The sequence below is a fragment of the Rhodococcus sp. KRD197 genome (genome assembly GCF_017168235.1).
GTDB lineage: Bacteria > Actinomycetota > Actinomycetes > Mycobacteriales > Mycobacteriaceae > Rhodococcoides.
Window position 1 is genome coordinate 1,137,878 of sequence record NZ_JABFAO010000004.1, and the last position, 17,280, is coordinate 1,155,157.

The window sequence follows — 17,280 nt, forward strand, 5'->3', positions numbered from 1 at the left end:
CGAGTTGCAGTGCGAGTCCTCGTCGGTCTGCTTCGGTGAGCATTGCCAGTCGTGCTGCGGCGAGCTGTGTCTCGGTGGTGTGGATGTGCGCGAGTCCGGTCACGATGTCCTGGTCGGACAGCGTGTGGGCTGTGGTGAAGTCCCCCAACTTCTTCTGCATGCCAGGGAAGGTACAACCGCCCACCGACAAGAATGGTCGGGTCCGTCTCGAACGGGTGATTCTCGAGATATCGAGACAACAGCGCATGGGTTGTAACAAATCATCACAAACCTGCGATTCTCTTGTTTGTGACTACAGATCCTTTCCGTGAGCCTCCTGCCGACCAATACGGATGGCCGCAGGAACCATACTGGGGCGAAGATCAAGAGCATCCGAAACCACGAACGCGGCGAACCGTACTGCGCAGTCTCGCGACCGTCCTGACTGCGCGTACTCACCGCTGACAATTCTGGTCGTTCGAACGCTAGAAGAGTTGATCCGCCCGTTGAATGACTGCGCTTCAGGAGCGCGCAGTAGAGTGCCGAACCCACACGTTGGGCTCGGTGTATGCGGCGGTTCTGTGTGCCAGATCGCAATGCACCGGTGAGAGGGCTCCCGGAACTTCGACCGGTCCGGATCGGTCGAACGGCAGCCCGGTCCAGATGCGCCATTCGTCGAGCGTTCCGGGGATGACCATCGACCGCGGCGCGATGCTGTCGATGCGTCCACCGCCTCTGACATGGACGCGCGGCCAGGGGTCGGCGGGTAATCCGTCGGACCGTGTTCGGTAGGCGTAGGTGCTCATCGGTTCGTCGATGTCGGTCTTGCCGTTGGGTCGCAGTGGGACTACTAGTTCGTCGAATCCGAGGCGGCGAGTGTTCTCGCGCAGCGCGACGAGCAGTGTCGACGACAGTCCATGGCCTTGTGCTTCCGGTGCTACCGCAATTTCGAGGGCGCTGACGGTGTTCGGAGTCCGGCCGGTGAGCCGGGTGCTGATGCCGCGTTGAATTGCGCCGTCCCAGCCGTCGATCGGCAGCTCGTCTCCGGCGGGAAGGTGGAACGGGATCGAAAACGCCTTCCCGACGACGGTTCCTGTCTCGTCGTGGCATACGAGTACGTAGTCTCCGAACAGTTCGATGACGTCGGGTGTGTAGTACATCTTGGCGATGGGATCGTGCGTCATGAATGTCGGCCACGAGTCAGGCATGCTCCACAGGGCATCGGCGAGATCGGGTCGGTCGGCAAGTACGGAGACGGTGACGTCCATGGCTCCTATCGTCGCGTAGTGATCAGGCAGCGTATACCTGGACCGCATTCTCGGAGATACGTAGAATCTCACCCCACCGCTGAACGCTACCCCGCTGACGTCAGGTCCTGCACGAGCCTGGGCGTGCGCCACTGCGTGAGCTGCGAGGGCAGTTGTCGGAGGGAGTAGGAGAGACGAGCCACGAAGTAGTTGACGTACTCGATCACGCCGAACAGCCATACGGCTACTACGAACAACGTCACACCGAGGTGATCGGGCAGGAACACCACGACTCCGACGAGGCCAGCTGTCAGTAGACCGATATCGGCGATACGGAACGCGCGGTAGAGCGTCGCCAAGAACGTCGGCATCGGGGCGCGCCCCACCCAGGCGCGGGCCGATAGCCAGTACGCGCCGCCCTGCACGAGCACGACCAACAAAGGCACGAGTGCCGACCACAGCGCCGCCCGATCGTCGCCACTGTCAAGTCGAGGAATCACGACGGTGACTGCGACCGCCACGAACACCGTCACCGCGGCCAGTTCACCCAACCCGAGTGAGAGGTACTTACGGCGCAGCGACTCTCGTCGATCCTCGGCCACGCAGGCACCGTATCAGTGTGGGGTGCGCGCGAGGCGAGTTCAGGGCGAGGCGATCAGTCGCGGCGGCCCGTTCTCGACGAGGAGGGCTTGGTCGTCGTCGAGGAAGGTGAGTGGGTACTCGGAGTCGTAGGTCTGTTTGATCTGGGTGATGAGTTCAGGCGGGTACGGAGGCAGCGCTCCGTCGGCGTGCGGGATCACGACGGTGTCGACGAGGCCGAGACCGTTGCGGTCGGTGAGCTCGGGCGCCTCCGACGGGTCGTCCATGATGGAGACCGGTTCGAGGCTGGGACCGGTGACGATCGATCCGGCGCTGGAGCCGATGTAGGGCAGGCCCGCCCGTACCTTCTCGATCAGAACCACATCAGCGCCGCGACGGCGGAGTGACGCCAGGAGCACGACGGTGTTGCCGCCCGCGACGTAGAGCACATCGAAGTCGTCGAGGGCTGCACCGAAGGTCTCGGCATCGTCGAAATCGGCGGCGGTGAAGTCGGTCAGGCGGCGGCGATGAACTCGGGCACAGCACCGACACCGAGGGACAGCAGAAGTAGATGCATGCCAGCATTCTAGGAGCGAGGGGTGCGAGCGAAGTCGTCAACAGGGCAGGCAGGGGCGTGACCACTAACCTCCTGATCTGTAGTTCGGGGCATGTTGGTCCACCGGTCCGAGGCGTCTTGGCCAGGGCTTGATTGCCGCGTCGGCAAAGTGCAGGCAGGGTGGAGGGATGAGCGACACAACGAAGGTCACTGTCGAACGAACCATCGAGGCGCCGGTCGACGCAGTTTTCGACGTCCTCTCCAATCCGGAGCGACACCAATCGCTCGACGGCTCCGGGTTCATCCGAGGTGTGGACCACGCCGATCGTATCCAGAAGGTCGGTGAAGTGTTCACGATGAACATGCAGGGCGATCACATGGGCGGTGAGTACCAAACCGACAACTATGTGTCCGGATACGCCAAGGACAAGTTGTTGGCCTGGAAGACCGCGCCCGCGGGTACCGAGCCTCCCGGGTGGGAGTGGCTGTGGGAGTTGGAGTCTCAGGGACCCAATGAGACACTGGTGCGCCACACATACGACTGGTCGAAGGTGACCGACAAGAAGCTCCTCGAGCAGGTGAAGTTCCCGCTGGTCACAGAGGAACAGCTGTCCGACACTCTGAGCCGGCTCGATGCCGAGGCCACTACCTGACCGAAAGCGGTCCGATCAGGTTCCGGTAGTTGCGAATACTTCACCGGGCTCGTTTCCTCCGTCGACCGGCGTCAGCTCGTGCGTTCGACGGGGATCCACAGCTCGCCTGTGCCTGTGGTCCAGTCTTCGGAATGCTCGGTGACGGTGAGAATTTCCGGGCCCGGGACTATTTGGTAGGGATTGGATGGAAACCACTCGCTGAACGCGTCGGCCCAGAGCTGCTGCAATTCAGCCTGCAGGTTGCCTTCGCTGTGCGCCTCGAACACAACCCATTTCGACGCCGGCACCGCGAGTGCGTCCCAACCTTGGTGGCGGACGGATGTCGCGACGGCGAAGTAATAGTCGAACAAGCTGCCGTCGGCGCGATCAGCTTCGAAATCCGTGCTGACAAACAGGATCTCCGGTAGCGCAGGGATGTCCGCGAGCTTGCGCAGGCGTTCTCCAGTGCCGGCCGGAAGGCTTTGGTGAAACTCGGTCATCGCGGGGTTCACGCCGTGATGTTTCAGGGGGATTCGTGCTGTCTTGCCGACGATGTGGAGTTCAGGTAGGTCGACTACGCGGTAGCGCATGGTGCTCCGTCCTTGGATGGTCAGGTGAAATGTCAGTGCTTGCTGTGAATGGAGGATGGCCCCGGGACGGCGCGCTTCAGCGGGCGTCATACCGTTCATCTGTCGAAACGCGCGACTGAACGCGTCACCGGAGGTGTATCTGTACTTCGATGCGACGTCGAGAATGCCGGTGCCGTCCAGAATCTCCGCTGCTGCCAGCGTCATTCGGCGCGCCCGGATGTACTGTGATAGTGACATCCCAGCGAGTGCCGAAAAGACGCGTCGAAAGTGGTACTCGGATGTGAGAGTGATCCGTGCGAGTGCCGTCGGATCGATCTCACCTTCGATGTTCTCCTCGATGTAGCCGAGAGCATCGTTCCATCGTTCCAGCATGTCCGTGAGCGCCTTTCTTCGGTTGCGAGCACAACGATATGAGTGGGGGCATGCCCATGTCTCGACTATTTCTGTCCCGAATTGTCGGGTGCGGCGAAGTTGGCACACGGTGATGTGACTACCCGGCCGGTGGCTTCGCTCGTCGGTCAGGGGAGTGCTGCATCGAGCAGTGCCGTCCGAGCGTGGGAGATGGTGTGCGGCAGCCACACTGCCTGCACTGGGACACGCGGGGCGTCGGCGAGGCTCGATACCCGCACCTGCCCGCCCAGGGCAGAGCCTACGGCCGCGGTGACGAGTGCGACCCGGTCCGATCGAACGACGGCCGTCACCGGAGGTGTTCCCTGAATGGGGTTCACAACCAACGTCGGCTCGAAACCCGCACGTCTGCAGGCAGAGACGAGGAAGTCGGTGTAGAAGGAGTGCCCGGGTGGTGCCCACACCACCAGTGGCCAGTCGGCGATGTCCGGTAGCGAGATCTCACCGCGTCGGGCGAGGTCGTGGTTCGCGTCGACGGCGATGTTCAGTGTGTCGTAGTGGAGTACCGCGGTGGCGAGATCGGGTGGCGTCATGACTCCGCGTCGCAGTACGACGTCGACGGTCCGGTCCACGAGCTCATCGTGAATTCGGTCCGGGAACATCTGCCGGACGGTCACCGACATCTCCGGCATCGCTGCGCGAATCGGTTCGATCTTGGTGAAGGCTTCCTCGGATGTGATTGCGGGAGAGTGGCCGACGACGAACGGTTTGGCCTCGCCCCGGGCGGCCTGTTGAGTTGCCGCACCCAACGCGTCGGCGGCAGCGAGGAGCATCGACGCACCCTGGCGGAGTTCGAGGCCGGCGGCGGTCAAAACGGTCGAGCGGCCGTGTCGTTCGAGGAGCCGCACCCCCAGGTCCTTCTCGAGCTGACGCATGGCGCTGCTCATGGCCTGTTGCGAGACGAACATTTGGGCCGCAGCGGCGGTCAGCGACCCGGTATCGGCGACGGCAACGAACTGACGCAGACGACGGAGGTCGAGCTGTGGGCTGGGTCGATTCGGCATGGCTCTCCTATCCACAATTGATACTTGTGCAATCACCCATTTTTAGTGTTTTTCAATTGTGGCTCTGAACCCTACCGTTTAGCTCGACATCGAGATCAGTGCGACAGGAGATTCGGATGAGCAACTCGCTACAGGGCAAATCAGCGGTGGTAGCCGCGGGGGCCAAGAACCTCGGTGGACTGATCAGCACCACCCTCGCCGAGCAGGGCGTCAACGTTGCAGTGCACTACAACAGCGACAGCACCGAGGCCGATGCCGACCGGACAGTCGAGGCAGTACGGGCAGCGGGTGTGAAGGCCGTGAAGTTTCAAGGTGATCTCACCCGTCCGGCGAACATCGTGAAGCTGTTCGACACCGCTGTCGACGCCTTCGGCGGCGTCGATATCGCCGTCAACACCGTCGGCAAGGTGCTCCGCAAGCCGATCGTCGAGACCTCGGAGGACGAGTACGACTCGATGTTCGGCATCAACAGCAAGGCCGCCTACTTCTTCATTCAGGAAGCAGGCAAACGAATCAACGACGACGGCAAGGTGATCACCATCGTCACTGCGCTGCTCGCCGCATTGACCGACGGCTACTCGACCTATGCCGGCGGCAAGAGTCCGGTGGAACATTTCACCCGCGCCGCATCCAAAGAGTTCGGCGCACGCGGGATCTCGGTCAACAACATCGCTCCCGGACCGATGGACACACCGTTCTTCTACGGCCAGGAAACCCCGGAGCGCGTCGAGTTTCACAAGTCGCAGGCGCTGAAGAATCAACTCACACAGATCGAGGACATCGCCCCACTCGTGCGGTTCCTCGCAGGTGAGGGTTGGTGGATCACCGGGCAGACCATTTTCGCCAACGGCGGATACACGACCCGCTGACCGCGGCCGAGAAAGGTTTGCTGATGCGCTCGCCGATTCTTGATTATCTCGACAGCATCATCGCTACTACCGAGCACGTCGACTCGGGATCGACAGCGGACTACATCCCAGAACTCGCTGCAGCTGATCCGACTCGTGCAGCGATCGCGTTGTGCACCAGCAACGGAACCGTCTATGCCAGCGGCGATGCCGATCACGAATTCAGCATTCAGTCGATGTCCAAACCGTTCGCGTATGCGCTCGCAATCGAGGACCACGGCCTCGAGTACGTGCTGGATCGGATCGGCGTCGAACCGAGCGGTGATGCATTCAACGAGCTCTCTCTCGACCCGGAGACAGGCAAGCCGCGCAATCCGATGATCAATGCGGGCGCGATCACCACGCACTCCCTGATCAATTCCGAGGGAGAGAAAACGGCGGTCGATCGGATGCTGGAGTACTTCGGCGACCTAGCGGATCGGCCGATTCGGGTGGACGAGGCGGTGGCGAACTCGGAGCTGGCCACGGCCCATCGCAACCTGGGGCTGGCGTACTTGTTGCACGGATCGGGGGCATTGCCAGCCGATCCCACCGAGTCGGTCACGGGCTACATTCGCCAATGCGCGGCGTCGGTGACGGTGAGCGATCTCGCCCTCATGGCAGCCACTCTGGCCAATGGCGGAGTGCAGCCGAAGACCGGCAAGCAGCTTCTCTGCAGACGGACCAATCGTCACCTGCTCAGCGTCATGGCGTCTTGCGGCATGTACGACGCGGCGGGCAACTGGTTGACGACGGTGGGTATCCCGGCCAAGAGCGGGGTGGCCGGCGGAATCATCGGGGTATTGCCGGGGCAGATTGGTGTGGCGGTGTTCTCGCCTCGGTTGGATGCGCACGGCAACAGCGCCAGGGGTGTGGCGATGATGGAATTGCTGTCCGAGGACATGGGCCTGCACCTGATGGAGGCGACCAGGCCTTCGCGCTCCTCGCTGCGCGAGACGCAGGTCGTCTCCCTCGTCGACGGTACGGAAGCGACGATCTATGTGCTGCAGGGCGACCTCGTGTTGAGCAGCATCGAGTCGCTGGTGCAGGAGATCGTCACCCATCCGCCCGGTACAGATCTGGTGGTATTCGACATGAGCCGGGTCGACGAGGTGATGCCCGTGGCGGAACGCACGTCCTCGGAGACCGCGGCGAAACTCATCGAAGAGGGTTACTGGATCATCGTCGTCGACCCCGAAGGCACCGTCGAGAACTTCGCGGACAGTCACGGCCGCACGATCGAGCGGTGGACACCGGAACAGCTGAGCGATGCGGTGCGGTGAGGACCAGCTGCGCGACGCAGTATTGCCTCTACGGGGACGACCTCTCGCCGGCTGTGGACTCCGCGCGGCGACGCCGAAGTAGCGGGTGAATCACCCAGATTCCGAGAAAGCCCGACGCTGCAGTGATGCCCACGATGATCGCCGCTACGGGTCCGATGACGACATCGGTTATCAGAACAACCACACCGGTGAGCGCTACGCCAAGCAACATCAAACCCACCAGGGCGGCGCGGTGTGCCGTAGAGACCAAGTCTGCGAGGGCTCGTCGTCGAAACAACAGTCGGTGCATCGCGACTGGAGAGGTCAACAGAATCGTTGCGGTTACCGAGGCGAGGACCGCAATCATGTAGATGGCTTTGTCGTAGCTGGGGAGTTGGGCGAATCTCTCTTGGAACGGGAGAACGAGGAGGAACCCGGTCAGTAGTTGAATTCCGGTCTGCACCACCCTGAGCTCCTGCAGCAGGCTGGTCCAGTTTCGATCGAGCGCCTGCTCTGGGCTTTCCCCACGGTGGCGCGAGTTGAACCCTTCGTTGGATCTCCCTGGGGGCTCCTCTGTGCTGTTCTTCGACATCGCGTCCCCTTTCGAGCGGAGGTGGCAACGGTGCATTGTGAGCGTGCGCGGAGTGCGTGAGTCATCCCCGGCCCGCCCTCTGCCACCCATTCGGTGGCTGGGACTAGTTCCCCGTGAAGCTGCTGCGCCTGGTAAGCGGAGTACCCGTACCAGAGGCAACCAATCATCGAAGTGGAGATCGTGGCATCAATGCACTCGTGAGATCACTGGGCAGGTATCACTCGCAGCAGTCGCAGCGGTGTTCGTCCGATTCGGTGCGGGCGGGTATCGGCGCGCAGCAGGTGTCTCCTTTCCAAGCGTTCATTCCCTCCCTCGTGGCGAGGCCGGCAATGACGAGGGCAGCTACTGGGTCGGCCCACGACCAACCGAAGAGACTGTTGAGGAGCAATCCGATCAGGAGAACGGCGGAGAGGTAGGTGCACAGCAAGGTCTGTTTGGAGTCGGCGACGGCGGTGACGGAACCCAGCTCGCGTCCGGCCCGACGCTGGGCAAACGAGAGCGTGGGCATGATCGCCAAACTGACTGCTGCAAGAACGATTCCGACTGTTGAATGCTCGGCGGCTGCGAGCCCGAACAGTGCGCGCACGGCGTCGACGGTGACGTACGCTGCCAGCCCGAAGAAGGAGAATGCGATGATTCGTACAGCGACCTTCTCTCTCGTCTCGGGGTCTTTGGCCGAGAACTGCCATGCCACGGCCGCTGCCGAGGACACCTCGATGATCGAATCCAGGCCGAACCCGACCAGCGCGGTGGATGAGACCCGAGCACCCTCTGCGATGGCGATGACCGCTTCGATCACGTTGTAGAGAATCGTCGCCGCGACGAACCAGCGAATGCGGGTGGACAGTACGGCTCGCCGCTCGACGGAGGGCGAGTTCGGCGGCGACGTCATGCCCAGCTCGGCGGGCATCAGCAGCAGTTTTCGGTGGTCGATGCCGGGCAGCAGGTCGGGTCGACCGCGAGAACAACTTTCAGTAAGTCCTCCAGCGCCTGTCCGATGTTGTTGTCGGCCAGCTCGTATCGGGTTCTGCGTCCGTCCGGTACGGCAACGACCAAGCCGCAGCCGCGTAGGCATGCGAGGTGATTCGATAACTTCTGGCGTGTCACACCCAGTGCGTCGGCGAGTTCGGCCGGGTACCTCGGTGTGTCTTTCAGCGCCAGCAGCACTTGGGTGCGGGTTGGGTCGGACAGCGCGTGGCCGAATCGTGACAGCACCGAAACGCGGGTCAGGATGTCCATGCCCGCAACGGTACATCGCATTCTGTATTCAGAAAAGAGTGAATCCTCCAGGCGATCCGCAGTTGCGGGAACCGGACTGCTCGAGTAGCGATGACCGTGTCCTCGGCGGGCCGAGCAGATCAGCGCCTGCTGACCGAATCGCAGTACCTGATCTGCCCAAACGGGGTGAATGAGGACCTTCGGCACTGGATCGCGACCTGGGCCCAGGGTGGAATGGAGGCTCCGGATCACACGAAGCGTCAGGAAGGACGCTATGAGCCGCAACGACACTCATTGGGACATGACGAGCAGTCCAGTCCTGCGTTGGTCTCTGCTGATAATGCTGTCGTTCGCGGCGGCTTCAGCTGCCGTCGGCGGCGTCATGGGCGTGTTCTTCGATGGTGCAGGCGTGCCGCACCGATACTTGGACGGCACGCCGTTCGACAGTTTCGTGGCGCCAGGACTGATCCTGGGTGTCGTGGTCGGCGGCACTCACGCGGTGGCTGCAGGTTGTGTATTTCGCCATCGGATTGTGCGAGGTGGTGCTCGTCCTACTGCTCGGAGGGATACTCGACACCCGAGAGAGCTGATCGTGCTGTCTGTCCATCCCCAAAGCGTCGACGCTCAACAAGTCCACCAGGATCGAAGTTCGATCGTAGGCGCGGCGCTACCGTGGTCCGCTTTGCAGCATCGAGTTCAAGCTCCATGCGCAACCGGCAGGGTATTCACACTGGTACAAGCCCATGTCGTCGTAGCTCCCTGATGGCGTGCTGTTGACGAATGCCCGGTCTGTAGACCGCGGGTAGCTGGTGAGGCGAAAATTCTCGCCTTGCGAATCCCGCAGATCGACGTGCGTGCCGTTATCGAAATTGATTCGGATGAAGAATTCGGTATCGGAGTCGGGGGGAGCGAACACGAGTGCCTTGTATCCGAGGTACTCGTCACGGCTCAACGTAACGATTCTCTCGTTGAAGTAGTTCTCGCCCAGGCCGCCGTGCTCGTCGATCACGCGCGCCGAACGAGATGCGCCTGGAGTCAAATCGAAACCGATATCCCTACGGAGAGTGTCGCCTTGTGGCATGTACCAAACTACTGTTCCCGAGGGTGCAGGTCCTTGGCTGGCGATCATCACCTCGATGTCGGTGATCATCGTGGGTAGTTTGGTCAACCCTTTGAGGTTGAAGACGAATTCTCGCGAAACGTACGGTAAGTGCTCGGGATCGTTCGGGGTTCGTACGGCCAAGGTTGGTCGTCCGATGTTCGTGGCGCCAGGGGGCAACGGAAATTCTTGGACTCCCGGAGGGATGTCGACTATCTCGGAGCTAACCCACCCTGGCCAGGGGTTTACGGCTGACCTCTCTCCGTACCCGACGAAGGTGGCTTCCGCGGCGGGTAGGTTGTCATCTTGTGCAAGCGCCGCTCCGTCTACTGCTTGTGCATTCTGAATCGCCGAGTCGATGCCCCAGAAATGCTGACCTAGAAAGAGAACAGTCAAGCCAGAAACGACGCCGACAATGATTACTGCAGCTTGTTTCTTGACCTGCCGGCGTGCACCGGAGGGCTCTTCTTCGTTCATTTCGACATAGTGCCACGGAACGAATCAGGTGCCAACGCTTCCGCGTACGCATCTGGCCGAGACGATTCGCCCGGACATGCTCCGCGGCGCGGCAATTGGGTGGGGCTGGTGGCTCACCATGAAGCCGGAGTGGTGCGCGGCGCCGCGATCTTTCCTTCCTTGATGACGAACTCGCCAGGGAGGAGCCTGTTCGCAGCTGGTCGCTCTTTATCGGGAATGTCAACGAGAAAGTCATGTTCCCGCACGCGCGCTGATCTGTAGGTGCCCAGGAAGGTGATCATCACGGCACCTCCGCGGCCTGAGGGTCCGCCTTCGAGTGACTCTCGGCCGGTGTTGAAGGTCTCGGCGATGTCGCGGTTGTCGTTGCCCACGCGAATGCTGCCGTCGTGCACGAACTCGACGAATGTGCCGTTGGTGGCTGCGACGGTCGCGGCGAGGGCGTCACCCAACTCCTGGTCGAGGCGGGTCTCGAACGCCGGAACTGTCGGGGCGCCGGATCCTGGCTCGAGGTCCAGGTCGCGGCCGACGCCCAGGGTTACGTATTGCCCCATGGCGGTGTGTCGACCGGAATCGACCACATCCCACAGGTGAGAGCGTGACGCGACCTTCACGCGGCCGTCGAGAAAGACGGTCACCCAATCGATTCCATTGCTGAGAACTACCCGTTTCGGATTCGGAGCCACTCACATAGAATGCTGGCACAATCTCGCTCGCGCAACCCTGATCAGGTTGAACCCCTGGTGACGACGCGATGACCAATATCGATACTGTTGCCATCGGTCAGTCGGCCAGGTCGGTCACGCTTTGGGGTGCGAGTGGTGAGTGGCTTCTGTTCCGTGGACACTGCAACGGTCTCTTGCGGGGCGTCGAACTGTCGGTTCCGTGCGACACCGCGGCGCAGCGACAGAGTGGAAGCGGGCCACAGGTAGATCTCATATCCCTATGGAAATGTCAGCCGAGTGGCCCCTTGCCCACCCTCGTCTTCGTTCGACCAGCACACGGTGATGTGATGTGCGCGGTGCACCGTCGTGCGTGAGATGTACTGAGCTGCAATGTTATCCGAGTCAATCTCGGAACGCTGCCCACCACGCAGGAGGTAGGCCGGAAACCGCCGGCCCGCGGTACGTGCTCGCTTCGAAGAAGACTACCTACTACCCGGCTGCTATCTCACTCGTCGATCAGGTCGTACTCCCAGCTGACGCGTTGGATCTCGAGGTCGACCTGACGGATCTGTTTGGCGAGGTCATTGGCAGTATCGCGTAGCTCCGAGACTGGCAGTGCTGCAATATAAACCAGCTCCGAGCGTAGCTGCCGGGGCCCGTATCGGTGGTCGTGCTCCCGTCCCGATTCTGCATCGGCTGCGGCGGTGACGGCCTTGTGCTTCATGCGCGGCACATCACGGGATGCGAGGGCATCGGTGACGGTTCCGTCGCGCACCATTGCGGCACTGTTGGTGCGGTTGATTCTGCGGATGAGCACTTGAAGCCTGTCGAGCGTTGTGGCATGCGCCGCCAGCAGCTCGGAGGCGTTCTCTGCAGGTGATTCACCGTCTTGGTGGCGAGCGTTCGCCAGAATCCGAACCTTCAGGTGTTCGGCGCGCCGGACCAGTTCCGCCCGTTCTGCGAGGGCCTCGGCAAGTTTCATGATCTACACCCCGGCGCCGCAGCACCGAAAGTAGGGAATTGACGGGCGCTCATGCGCCTTTCGACGTGTCGAATGTGTTCATATTCAAGGAGTACCACAGTGGTCTGTGCAATGAAAGACCAATCGGGGCCGGATGGTGCCCATGGTTGGTCACCGCATCGATTCGGGCACCTGCATCGAGTAGGAACCCAACACGTCATGGCGTGCCGAGCGGGCGGCGAACAGAAGTAGAGTCCAGCCTTCGTGATCACGTGGATTTGGGTCTTCGGTTTGCTTCAGGTGCTGCCGGACCTCCCCGTTCGAACGTGCCATCGCCGCGTAGTGCGGCGGAACTCGGCCCCATTCGTCTGCCTCGGCTACGACTTCATTCTTGTTGATGGCGCGGTCGCCGTGTCGATCCTCGATCGCGAACTCGGCGCGAATGTCGGGGGTGGAGGTGACGTCACGTTGGTAGTCGAGGGTGCAGGGTGCCGAACCGAGCGCGCGCCCCGCCAATCGCCGCAAGGAACTGCCGTCGTTGCGAAGACTACTGTCGTTTCACAGCGGGTACATACCTCGCGTTGTGCGCCTCACTTCGTCTCGTTTCTTCCGACCCAGCTTTGCATCGCCGCGGGTCGAAGGTGCCAGATGGCCAGAACGATGCGTCCACCTCCCGGGCGTCCGACGGGGAACTTCGCACGAACAGGTTGCGCGCGCCCTCGGCTGGGTCATCATCACCGACCTCCGGTTCGGCGCGAAGGGTGACGGCTCCGACGCCACCGCGCGCATTCAGGCCGCGAACGACTCCGTTTCGTCGAGCGGATCAGTCGTCGGCAGTACTGACTTCATCCCGTCCGGAACATTCGTATGCGCACCTTCGCTGTCAATTCCCAACTACGGCGCCCTTTTCACAGCTCCGGTACACCGGCACAGGCTCTTTGTCACTCTGTCGAGCAAGACGCAGGTCAAGTTCGCGAACCTTGGCGTCACCGTCACTCAGGCCGGGGCCGTTGCGTTTGACGCCGTCGACTCCTTCCTTCCGCTGCTCCTGGTCGAGGTGCGTTATCGCAGGCCAAGACGTCTCCGCGACTGCGCTACCTACCGGACGCAGGAGGGCTTCAACTTCCGATCCAACGCAGGCGACAACCGTGTCTCGGATTGCGACATCAACAACCTCGGCATCGGTGTCCATACTGACGCGATCCAGAACTACATCGTCAACTGCGCAGTCGGGTCCAACTGGAAGCACGTCTACGGCGCAACCCTGCTGGCACGGACTTCGCAGCCGGACTGCCGGTGCTCAATACGACGATGGTCTCCCCACCTGGAACCGGCACGACCAGGCACGCGATCCACATCGAGCGATCGTCGAAGTTGTTCTGGTTCTCGCACGTCTGGATCGAAGGTTGCGCAACAGGTATCGAGATCGGCGATGTTAATGGTGGGCCGCACTCGGCCACATTCAGCCAGGTCAAGGTTGCGTCCACCACAGCGGAGATGATCATCAACAACAGCAGGCAGATTCGTTTCGACACGATCTTACTGAACCAGGACCCCAGCGCGACACCGACCAACATCACGATCGCCGGGACTGTAGGTGACGGCGTCGCGATCAACATCGTTCGTGCATCAACTTCGATTTGACCCGCGCCATTCCCGGCCGGGTGGACCGTGCTAGGCCGAGGGCGGGACAAGCTCCCTACAACGAATATCGCAGGTGCGAACTCGCGGTTCTCGGGTGCGCTTCCCACTGCACCTGGTTCGCTCGGTGCGATCCCGGTCGGATTCTTGGGAGGGTTCCAGTCCACGCCGCAAGCTCTCTGGGCAGACGGGAGCTACCTCTGGGCGATCGATCTCTACGGCGGGAACAAGCTCCGCATTTCCACCCGGTGGCGGCGAGATTTGCGGATGGGACGTCGACTCCAACCTCCTCATCGGCGGGCCCACCGGGGGAACACGGGTGGAAAGAAGGGAATAGTTTTTCCCCTATGGAACCGCTCCAACCAGCACGGCAACCAACAGCGCTGTGATCTGGGCGGAAGCAGGTGGCCTGAAATGCAAGGTTGGTTCAGGCGCAGTTGAAACGATCGGTTCCGCATCTGCATCGACGGGCGGGAACCTGCTGTTCACGCCAGCCGCAGTCGGTTGGTGGTATCCGTCGCCGTTGATCATCGGCATCCGGACCGCTACTCCCAGCATCGGGGGGTCGCGCTGCACCCGTTCTTCTCTGGGACGGCAGGTCTCACGATCGACCAGCTTGATGTTCTCGTGGGCACGGTTAGGGCAGCGGGGTTGGTCACACGCTGCGGCGTCTTCCAGATCACAGACCAGACGAACCCGTTCTCATGGGCGATCGGTACTGCGTGGGCGACGTTGCTGGTCGAGTCCGGGCAGACGGACAATACTGTCGTCGGTCAGCGAACGGTGACCGCCGGAACCGCACTGACGATTCCGGCCAACACGTGGTTTGCGGTGGGCGGCGTCGAGCAGGTGGCAGCGGCAGTGCGAACGGTCGGCGGCAACGCAGGGCAGACGATGTCCTCACCGCTGGGACAGTCGGCGGTCGGCGGGTACGCGGCATCGGCAGGGCTCGCGTTGTACGCCGATTCCGACAATGGCGCGCCGCCTGCAACCATCACTCCCGCCGGTGCTACGAACCTTGATTCAGGAGTAGGCATCCACGGATCGGTGTAACCCAGGGTCGAAGATCGGTCACAGCGCCGATCTTCGGGTCCGGGCCGATCGAGCAGCGATAGTGACGGCGCTCATCGAAAGTGCTCAACTTCGGTCAGCGAAAGTGCTCACCCGGTAGCGGTGATCACTGTAGTGGTTGACGGGTTCCTGTGACGGCTTTGCGGAGTTTCTCCGAGCGTGCGTTGTGGTCACGGAGCCGGTAGGAATCCCCGGACATGTCGAGGACTACCGATCGATGCAGGAGACGGTCGAGCATTGCTGCTGCGACGGTGTCGTCGCCGAGAACTGTGCCCCACGAACCGACCCCGCGATTGCTGGTGATCACGATCGAAGTCTTCATATACCGTTGCGAGACAACCTGAAACAACGCTGACGCCGCTTCGCCGGGCAACGGTAGATACCCGAGTTCATCGATCACCAGCAGTGTCGGCCCGGCATAGAACCGCATCGTCGTCGCCCACCTGCCTTCGATCGCGGCCCGGTGACACCGCGCAGCTAGATCGGCTGCGGTGGTGAAATACGTCCGATACCCAGCATGCGCTGCGGCTCGCGCAAGCCCGACCGACAGATGCGTCTTGCCGACTCCGGGTGGTCCGATGAGCAGCACATTCGTCGCGGTCTCCAAATATCTGCAGGTCGCGAGCTCGTCGATCAACTTTTTGTCGACGCCGGCTGCGTTGCCATAGTCGAAGTCCTCGAGCGATGCCGGTGTCGGCAGACACGCGAACCGCAACCTGCCGGTCAACCGCCGGACTTCGGTGGCGGCCACCTCGATCGAGAGCAGTCGCTCCAACGCTGCAGTCATCGACAGATCCTCCGCCGCCGCTTGGTCGAGGACCGATGGCAACGCTTCGGCTGCGTCGGCGAGTTTGAGGCCCCCGAGATGACCTCGAAGACGTTGGTAGAGACTCGCAGCTTCCGCGGAGTTCGGTGCGGGAAGTCGATCGGCCACGGCACGCGATGTCGGTGTTTCGCTCATGCGAGGGTGTTCCTTCCTCGTGCGGCCCGCTCGTAGGTTGAGAGGTCGATGACATCCGATGTTGTTTCCGTAGAGCCTGATTCGGTCTCCGTCGTGTCGGTCACCGAGTGATGAAAACGTCTGCCACGCAATGTTTCTGCCGCCCTGACCGCATCAGGACCGGGTGGTATCCGTTCCTTGCGGCGGTGCGGTTTACCGGTGTTCGCGGTCGCTATCGCGACCTGCTCGAGTGCGATGACATGGCCGCTGTCGCGGATGATCATGCCCAGGCCGTCCGCGGCGACCGCATGCCTGGCGACAGTGATGCCGGAGGCGGTGACGATGTCGAGATGACTGCCGCCGACCGGCCGGGTGACGGTGACCTGCGCGGATGCTAACTCCGGCGGCACCGAGTACTGATTACCGCGGTAGGACACCAACGCTTGCCGCGACGCTGTCCGACTGTCGCCGAGAATCACTGGATACGCAGTGGCCGGCGGTGCCTGCAATGGTTCGGCCGCTGCGAGGTCGGCGACCGTGCTGGTCCCGTCGGGGGTGTGGCGGGTGCGACTGTCGGAGATGGCGGCGCAGAAGTTGTCGAGATGCGCTTGCGCTTGTTCGACGCTCATGTCCGGTAGTGATCGCCACCACCGCTGCGCCGGGAGTGTGATTGGCCTTCTCGACTACGCCTTTGCGGTTCCCTCGTCGGGGTGGGCAGATCGCGACGGAGACCCCGTAGTACTTCGCGACGCCGGCGAAGCTAGCGGTCACCGCACCGGAGTCGGGGTGGCAGACCGTGGCCATCCGGTCGAAACGCCACACTCGGGTGATGCCGCCCAGCGCGCGGACAACGCGATCGAGATTGTCGACGAGATGCGGTTGATCCATCGCCGGGGTCAGCACTGCCCGCCACTTGCCTGAGTGTGCGAGGGAACCGACCCACAGGTGTGCTGTTTTGCCCCAGCCCCATTCAGTAGGCGGGTTCGGCAGATCGACGTAGTCCCATTGAGTTTCCTCGCCCGGTGGGTGTTCGATGATGGCGTTGGCTCGGTCGGTTGCGGTCCTGCAGGCCAGGCAGATCGGGCGTAGTTTCTGTTGCCGGATCTTGCGGGTCATCGTCGGGTATGACAATCCGAATCCCAGGGCCAACAGTTCGTCGAACAAGGCCACTGCCCACAGATGCGGGTCCTCGGTGAAGCGATACCGGATGTAGTCGATGAAGTCCTCGAACTGGTCCGGGCTCGACTTTTTTCGCATTCCGGGGGTGGTGGTGCCGTTGATGTAGTTGCGGACGGTTCGGCGGTTGCGGCCGGTGTGGCGGGCGATGTCCGAGATCGACATGCCTCGATTGCGGCTGTGCGGATATCTCCATGTCCTCTTCCCATGTAAGCATGAGATCGCGGGTCTCCTTCGGGACGCTGGTGCGTGGTCAGAGACCATCAGCATCGGAGGAGACCCACCCTCATTGGCGGAGC

General features: G+C 62.1%; 19 protein-coding genes and 1 pseudogene. 5 read left to right on the plus strand and 15 right to left on the minus strand.

Annotated elements, in window-relative coordinates; all coding sequences use genetic code 11:
* Positions 1-500: 500 nt before the first annotated feature.
* The 3 genes from J1M86_RS11675 to J1M86_RS11685 form a co-directional block, all read right to left on the minus strand.
* Positions 501-1,247: a GNAT family N-acetyltransferase gene (locus J1M86_RS11675; RefSeq protein ID WP_206509926.1), complete on the minus strand. Its 747-nt coding sequence runs from the start codon at positions 1,245-1,247 to the stop codon at positions 501-503.
* Between the two features lie 86 nt (positions 1,248-1,333).
* Positions 1,334-1,828 carry a hypothetical protein gene (locus J1M86_RS11680; RefSeq protein ID WP_206509927.1) on the minus strand — a complete coding sequence of 165 codons (495 nt, stop codon included), beginning with the start codon at positions 1,826-1,828 and terminating at the stop codon, positions 1,334-1,336.
* 39 nt (positions 1,829-1,867) lie between these two features.
* Positions 1,868-2,254 carry a Type 1 glutamine amidotransferase-like domain-containing protein gene (locus J1M86_RS11685; protein ID WP_307786613.1) on the minus strand — a complete coding sequence of 129 codons (387 nt, stop codon included), beginning with the start codon at positions 2,252-2,254 and terminating at the stop codon, positions 1,868-1,870.
* Positions 2,255-2,549: 295 nt separating this feature from the next.
* On the opposite strand from J1M86_RS11685, the gene J1M86_RS11690 reads away from it, so the two are divergent.
* A complete protein-coding gene (locus tag J1M86_RS11690; RefSeq protein ID WP_075838939.1) occupies positions 2,550-3,014 on the plus strand; it encodes an SRPBCC domain-containing protein in 465 nt (154 codons plus the stop codon).
* Between the two features lie 71 nt (positions 3,015-3,085).
* On the opposite strand, the gene J1M86_RS11695 is transcribed toward J1M86_RS11690, so the two are convergent.
* Positions 3,086-3,955 (minus strand): AraC family transcriptional regulator, encoded by an 870-nt coding sequence (locus tag J1M86_RS11695; protein ID WP_206509928.1) that lies wholly within the window; start codon positions 3,953-3,955, stop codon positions 3,086-3,088.
* Positions 3,956-4,101: 146 nt separating this feature from the next.
* Positions 4,102-4,995: a LysR family transcriptional regulator gene (locus tag J1M86_RS11700; protein ID WP_206509929.1), complete on the minus strand. Its 894-nt coding sequence runs from the start codon at positions 4,993-4,995 to the stop codon at positions 4,102-4,104.
* 116 nt (positions 4,996-5,111) lie between these two features.
* Between J1M86_RS11700 and J1M86_RS11705 the strand changes: the two genes are divergently transcribed.
* Positions 5,112-5,864, plus strand: coding sequence for an SDR family oxidoreductase (locus J1M86_RS11705; RefSeq protein ID WP_206509930.1), 753 nt, complete (start codon positions 5,112-5,114; stop codon positions 5,862-5,864).
* A gap of 23 nt (positions 5,865-5,887) precedes the next feature.
* Positions 5,888-7,165 carry a glutaminase A gene (gene glsA, locus J1M86_RS11710; protein WP_206509931.1) on the plus strand — a complete coding sequence of 426 codons (1,278 nt, stop codon included), beginning with the start codon at positions 5,888-5,890 and terminating at the stop codon, positions 7,163-7,165.
* 28 nt (positions 7,166-7,193) lie between these two features.
* Here glsA and J1M86_RS11715 read toward each other — a convergent pair whose 3' ends face one another.
* The 8 genes from J1M86_RS11715 to J1M86_RS11750 form a co-directional block, all read right to left on the minus strand.
* Positions 7,194-7,736 (minus strand): DUF6328 family protein, encoded by a 543-nt coding sequence (locus J1M86_RS11715; protein ID WP_206509932.1) that lies wholly within the window; start codon positions 7,734-7,736, stop codon positions 7,194-7,196.
* A gap of 217 nt (positions 7,737-7,953) precedes the next feature.
* Entirely contained in the window at positions 7,954-8,646 is a 693-nt protein-coding gene (locus tag J1M86_RS11720) for a cation transporter (RefSeq protein WP_206509933.1), read from the minus strand.
* Positions 8,646-8,975, minus strand: coding sequence for a helix-turn-helix transcriptional regulator (locus J1M86_RS11725; protein ID WP_206509934.1), 330 nt, complete (start codon positions 8,973-8,975; stop codon positions 8,646-8,648). The genes J1M86_RS11720 and J1M86_RS11725 overlap by 1 nt, the downstream gene beginning before the upstream one ends.
* A gap of 340 nt (positions 8,976-9,315) precedes the next feature.
* Positions 9,316-9,561 (minus strand): hypothetical protein, encoded by a 246-nt coding sequence (locus tag J1M86_RS11730; protein ID WP_206509935.1) that lies wholly within the window; start codon positions 9,559-9,561, stop codon positions 9,316-9,318.
* A gap of 60 nt (positions 9,562-9,621) precedes the next feature.
* On the minus strand, positions 9,622-10,122 hold the full coding sequence (locus J1M86_RS11735; RefSeq protein WP_206509936.1) for a hypothetical protein: 501 nt from the start codon (positions 10,120-10,122) through the stop codon (positions 9,622-9,624).
* A 521-nt stretch (positions 10,123-10,643) separates the two neighbouring features.
* Positions 10,644-11,213 (minus strand): hypothetical protein, encoded by a 570-nt coding sequence (locus tag J1M86_RS11740; RefSeq protein WP_206509937.1) that lies wholly within the window; start codon positions 11,211-11,213, stop codon positions 10,644-10,646.
* Positions 11,214-11,697: 484 nt separating this feature from the next.
* Positions 11,698-12,174: a DIP1984 family protein gene (locus tag J1M86_RS11745; RefSeq protein ID WP_206509938.1), complete on the minus strand. Its 477-nt coding sequence runs from the start codon at positions 12,172-12,174 to the stop codon at positions 11,698-11,700.
* Positions 12,175-12,324: 150 nt separating this feature from the next.
* The gene (locus tag J1M86_RS11750; protein WP_206509939.1) at positions 12,325-12,669 is read right to left on the minus strand and encodes an ankyrin repeat domain-containing protein; all 345 of its coding nucleotides are present in this window, start codon (positions 12,667-12,669) and stop codon (positions 12,325-12,327) included.
* Positions 12,670-13,527: 858 nt separating this feature from the next.
* Here J1M86_RS11750 and J1M86_RS11755 point away from each other — a divergent pair.
* Together J1M86_RS11755 and J1M86_RS11760 are read left to right on the plus strand one after the other, a co-directional pair.
* Positions 13,528-13,797, plus strand: coding sequence for a hypothetical protein (locus J1M86_RS11755; protein WP_206509940.1), 270 nt, complete (start codon positions 13,528-13,530; stop codon positions 13,795-13,797).
* Between the two features lie 624 nt (positions 13,798-14,421).
* Positions 14,422-14,847, plus strand: coding sequence for a hypothetical protein (locus tag J1M86_RS11760; protein WP_206509941.1), 426 nt, complete (start codon positions 14,422-14,424; stop codon positions 14,845-14,847).
* Positions 14,848-14,971: 124 nt separating this feature from the next.
* Here the strand turns inward: J1M86_RS11760 and istB are convergent, their stop codons facing one another.
* Positions 14,972-15,826 (minus strand): IS21-like element helper ATPase IstB, encoded by an 855-nt coding sequence (istB, locus tag J1M86_RS11765; protein WP_206509942.1) that lies wholly within the window; start codon positions 15,824-15,826, stop codon positions 14,972-14,974.
* Positions 15,823-17,198: pseudogene (locus tag J1M86_RS11770) on the minus strand (transposase). The gene istB and the pseudogene J1M86_RS11770 overlap by 4 nt, the downstream one beginning before the upstream one ends.
* Between the last annotated feature and the right edge of the window lie 82 nt (positions 17,199-17,280).